We start from the raw sequence: 4,325 nt of genomic DNA, 5'->3' as shown, positions 1-4,325 counted from the left end.
TTTTTTTTTAACTAAAAATCACGCTGAAATCCAACCGCTTACACAATTCATTTAACACATTACTACGACTTTTTGAATGCTATTTAACACATTACTACGACTTTTTGAATGTTATTTTCTCTTCCAAATACGACTTTTTGAATGTTATTTTGCATCATCTACGATTTCCATTTGCACAAGTCGTAATTACTTATTATATTTGCGCAACATACTAATAATCAATAAAGGATGAAGAAAATCATAGTTCATTTTAAGAAAGAAGAATTTGAAAGGGTAAAAAACGCAATTTCTATCCTCGCAAAATTTTCTGAAATATACGCTCCTCACATAGATAAAGCCAACAGTATTTTATCCTTTCGTGTAGATGATGAAAACGAAACAACAGAAGAACAACAGTGTAACAGTCGTCAATAAAGACCAAATACAAAGCTATATTATGACGACAGCCAAGTATGACTTTTCCGTTTATGAGAAGCGCATACTTTATAGAATTGTAGAAATGGCTCAAGGTGAACTCCAAGGAGTTAGGTTTGCAACTGATTGTAAAAAAATAGAACACACACTTTTTGATACCGTTCACATCACAATGCCTATTGCTTCATTGCTAAATGGAGAAAGTGATGAAAACTACACACGTGTAAAACAAGCACTGTTATCTCTACAAAAGAAAATCTTTACCTATGAGGATGAAAAAGAATGGATAAGCATTTCTATTATTGCATTGCCAAAGATAAAGAAGCGTTCATCTGTTGTATCATTCCAAATAGACTCACACATATGGGACTGCTGCTTAGATTTTTCAAAAGGGTTTCGCAAATACGAATTAGCCACTGCGATGAAGTTTAAGAGTGTATATTCTATGCGGTTCTACGAACTTTTAAGCGGTCAGAAAACAAAACTAATCTATCCACTTGAACAGCTCAAAGAAATGTTTAAAGTACAAGATAAATACGCAAAGACAAACGATTTTGTCCGGAAAGTAATTGAACCTGCAAAAAATGAGCTGGACGAACTAAGTCCTTATACATTCGAATGGTCCGCAAACAAGGAGGGGAAAAAAATTGTAAGTTTCAACTTCTATCCAATATTCAAGCCAGAGCATCGTGATGCAGAGCTATACAAAAAAGAGCTACAAAAGCAAACCGGGCTTTCATGGGATTTAGGTAGGCAAGTGATAAGTTACTTAAAAACATCTTTGGAGTTCTCCGATAAAGAAATCAAAAACAACCGGGATTTATTTGTAACAGCACAAATGGAACTTCCAGACATCATGACAGAACTCGCCATACTTAGAGGAAAATCAAGGACAAAAACAAATCCAAAAGGGTGGATTATAAACGCCCTTAAAGGGAAAATCAAGGATAAGTGACAAGATTACCCCGGTATATTTCAGCCGGGGTAATCTTGTCAAATCAGAGGAACGATTTCCATTTCTACACCAAGCTCTTTCATCTGCCGCTGTATTTCCTCGCTGCTTAGTTTCTCTTTCGCCAGTACAAGCCCATGAAAGGCGTCCCAGCCTGCCGGCTTCGAAACGATACTACCGTTTAGGACAGCATGGGTGATTTCGCCGCCGGACTTCGCACCCTTGTTCAGTATGAAGAAGAACCGGGGTTCTTCGTGTTCCGTTGTTCCCATAATTCGTAAAGTTAGAGTTTATTTGTTTCCCTTTTGTTCCCTTGCCTGCTCTTGGAAGTATTCATAATACTGCTTGTAGTTGTCCCGGTCTTTGGCTGCATCCGTCCAAAGATAGCACATGAAACAAGCGAACAATAGGGAGATAACAGCACAAAGGATTGAGTAGAACGAAATCCGTTTGTCCACATAACCGCCGTTTTTCATTCTGTACCCCTGCCGTTCAAAGTCCGACAATACGTTTTTTAGGCGATTTTCGGCACTTTCGAGGCTTTTCCCGTCTATTTGTACCTTTCGGGATGTTGCATCCTCTATGCGCTTTGTATAGGCTTCAATACGTCCCATTTCTTGAAAAAACAGTTCTATCGCAAGCTGCGGGTTAACCTTTGGTGCTGTGTCTTTTCTTTTCCGGGGGCTGTACTGTCCCTGCTTAACGGTGGAAGCTACCGCTTCCGGATGTGAGTTTGTTTCCATGAGATATGTTCATTGAGTTATATTTCAGTTTGCTTTGTGTCCGCTCGATATGGGCGAGAGTGTAGCCTTTCCCTATCTCGCTCGCCTTATACTCCGTACCGCTTCGGGCTGTGACGTAGTAGCCGTTAAGTTTTCCGGTGCTTGCCCTGGCTTCCCGAACTTTAAAACCTCTCCTACCAAGTTCTTCCTTGAATTTAGTCAAGTCAAAGCCCTGCATCTTCTTCAATACGTCGTCCATGGCTTCCTTGATTTCCGCTTTGTTGGCTTTGCCGATGTCCTGCGACTGTACAAAGTTCCGTTCCTTGGCTATGGCGTTGGCGGCTTCCGTTGCCTTTTTCCCTATCCAGTTATCCCGGTACAGTTCCCCGGAAAGGGAAACCCGGTTTGCCAGTATATGCAGGTGGGCTTGTTCTTTTTTGCTCTCCGTACCGCTGTGCCGGATGATGATGTACTGGTGGTTCGCCAGCCCCATGCGCTGCATGAAGTCGTTACCAAGTTCCGCCCAGTCCGCATCCGTAAAGGTGGCGCTTTCCTCTATCGAAGGACTGACCTCGAAACGTAGGCAATTGTTTTTTACGTTCGGAAAATCAGCGTGGTATGGTTTCATTTCCTGTACCATTTCCGCACCCGTACACCCGTAAAGTTCATGCCGGGCTATCTCGATGGCTGCTGTCTGTCCGTCTATCTCTTTGGCAAGGTCATACTCCAGTGCAGCCGTACCATGCGATATGCTCTTTCCTTTCCCTATCATCGTGAAAGTATTTTTTTAAGTTCGGTGATTAGTGCCTGATTCTCTTCAAATACCTCCCGGTACTGGCGACCACCGAAGTAGTTGTTCAGCCGTTGGAGCGTTCCTTTCAACTGGGCTATGTCCCGGAGAAGCTGCCGTTCCTCCTCGGTGTACCTTTCCCTTGGGCGACCTCCAAGGGACAAACTCCGGCAATACTCCGATGTGCTCATGCTACATCGGGCTGCCTGCTCCGCAAGTGCCAGCTTTTCATACCGGGTACAGCGGAATGTAATCTTTTCGTTCCGTCTTACTTCCATGTCACAAAGGTAATCTTAAAATCTTTTTGAGCAAAGCGAGAAAAGCAAGAATTGTCCGACAAGGACACTTCTTGCTATATATACACATACCGCATTGGAATACATCCACACTAACCGCCCGGCAAAAAAGCCCCGGCGTGTTAGAAAATCCCCCACAGCCTAACAAAATCTACCCCATTTCTACCCAAGGGGATTACACGCCGCAGAAGTCATCCGGGAACATGTCTTCCAGTTCGTCCAAATCAATGGCTTCTTCTTCGGACACCTCCACCCATTCAACGTTTTCTTTCCCTCTTATCGCACATGAGTACATCTCGGCGGCGGCAAGGTTAGAGAACACCTCGTGCATAGGCTCGCCGTTCTCTAACCAGTAAACACAATATTCGACCATAACAGTTTTATCATTTATCGTTGTAATGCCCCTCTACCTCCAAAATGTAGACCTCTACCACTTCCTCGTAAATGTCATAGATTATCCGGTCATGGGCGGTAATGTGTCGAGACCATGTAATATCCCCACCGCCCCTTAACGCTTCGGGATGCCCAAGCCCAGTCTTAGGGTGCTCTAACAATTCTTTGTAGATTTTCTTATACTTCTTGAACAAATTGGGGTTTGATTTCTTCCATTTGGCAATCACCTTATCCACCCCGTCGGAAACCCTAATTGTGTACATCATAGACTGTCGAAATAAGCATCAATATCCTCACTGCTTTTGAGGGTAACACACTTTCCGGATTTGATTTCTTCCCTTGCCTTGTCAATCCTTGCTTGCAGTTCCGGGGTTATCATCAAATCTTCACGACCAACTTTTACCAAAGCGTAAATCTCGTTTTTCCTGCGAATTAGTACCTGCTCGCCATTGTCAGCTTTGGTGAAAGACGCTGCGAGGTTGTTACGGTATTCTCTTACTGATAATGCTTCCATATCTGTTTGCTTTTAAATTCAGTACAAAGATAGCTATATTTCAATAAAATACAAACTTTTTGTACACAAATGCGTACACGCCATAAAAAGCCGTTCACAGTCCTACCGCCCGTTGGTTGGTTTTGCTTTGCTTTTTTTCCCTATTGTTTTTCTTTTTCCGACAGTAAATCAACCACTTATCCGTAAAAAATCAATGACTTGTTATAAAGCATAACTTGTTTATATGCTTATCAGCTTTTTTTTT

9 protein-coding genes are annotated in these 4,325 nt (G+C 42.5%); 2 read left to right on the top strand and 7 right to left on the bottom strand.

What is annotated here, in order from left to right; all coding sequences use genetic code 11:
• Positions 1–228 precede the first annotated feature (228 nt).
• Together DWZ47_RS29975 and DWZ47_RS29970 are read left to right on the top strand one after the other, a co-directional pair.
• The gene (locus DWZ47_RS29975) at positions 229–414 is read left to right on the top strand and encodes a hypothetical protein (RefSeq protein WP_007560600.1); all 186 of its coding nucleotides are present in this window, start codon (positions 229–231) and stop codon (positions 412–414) included.
• The gene (locus DWZ47_RS29970; protein ID WP_007755890.1) at positions 365–1,369 is read left to right on the top strand and encodes a replication initiation protein; all 1,005 of its coding nucleotides are present in this window, start codon (positions 365–367) and stop codon (positions 1,367–1,369) included. Before DWZ47_RS29975 ends, DWZ47_RS29970 begins: the two co-directional genes overlap by 50 nt.
• 38 nt (positions 1,370–1,407) lie before the next feature.
• On the opposite strand, the gene DWZ47_RS29965 is transcribed toward DWZ47_RS29970, so the two are convergent.
• From DWZ47_RS29965 to DWZ47_RS29935, 7 genes are all read right to left on the bottom strand, one after another.
• A complete protein-coding gene (locus tag DWZ47_RS29965; RefSeq protein WP_007755891.1) occupies positions 1,408–1,638 on the bottom strand; it encodes a hypothetical protein in 231 nt (76 codons plus the stop codon).
• A gap of 18 nt (positions 1,639–1,656) precedes the next feature.
• Positions 1,657–2,109 (bottom strand): mobilization protein MbpC, encoded by a 453-nt coding sequence (gene mbpC / locus DWZ47_RS29960; RefSeq protein WP_007755893.1) that lies wholly within the window; start codon positions 2,107–2,109, stop codon positions 1,657–1,659.
• Positions 2,066–2,860 (bottom strand): mobilization protein MbpB, encoded by a 795-nt coding sequence (gene mbpB, locus DWZ47_RS29955; protein WP_007755894.1) that lies wholly within the window; start codon positions 2,858–2,860, stop codon positions 2,066–2,068. Before mbpB ends, mbpC begins: the two co-directional genes overlap by 44 nt.
• Positions 2,857–3,156 carry a mobilization protein MbpA gene (mbpA, locus tag DWZ47_RS29950; protein ID WP_005683055.1) on the bottom strand — a complete coding sequence of 100 codons (300 nt, stop codon included), beginning with the start codon at positions 3,154–3,156 and terminating at the stop codon, positions 2,857–2,859. The genes mbpB and mbpA overlap by 4 nt, the downstream gene beginning before the upstream one ends.
• Before the next feature lie 193 nt (positions 3,157–3,349).
• The gene (locus tag DWZ47_RS29945; RefSeq protein ID WP_005683054.1) at positions 3,350–3,547 is read right to left on the bottom strand and encodes a hypothetical protein; all 198 of its coding nucleotides are present in this window, start codon (positions 3,545–3,547) and stop codon (positions 3,350–3,352) included.
• Positions 3,548–3,557: 10 nt separating this feature from the next.
• Entirely contained in the window at positions 3,558–3,833 is a 276-nt protein-coding gene (locus DWZ47_RS29940) for a type II toxin-antitoxin system YoeB family toxin (protein WP_004327436.1), read from the bottom strand.
• Complete coding sequence (locus DWZ47_RS29935; RefSeq protein WP_004295507.1) at positions 3,830–4,081, bottom strand: hypothetical protein; 252 nt, start codon at positions 4,079–4,081, stop codon at positions 3,830–3,832. Before DWZ47_RS29935 ends, DWZ47_RS29940 begins: the two co-directional genes overlap by 4 nt.
• Between the last annotated feature and the right edge of the window lie 244 nt (positions 4,082–4,325).

This window comes from Bacteroides sp. AF32-8BH, assembly GCF_003435205.1.
GTDB classification, from domain to species: Bacteria; Bacteroidota; Bacteroidia; order Bacteroidales; family Bacteroidaceae; genus Bacteroides; species Bacteroides ovatus.
The sequence above is the reverse complement of the archived record's forward strand: the minus strand, read 5'-3'. Positions and strand labels throughout refer to the sequence as shown.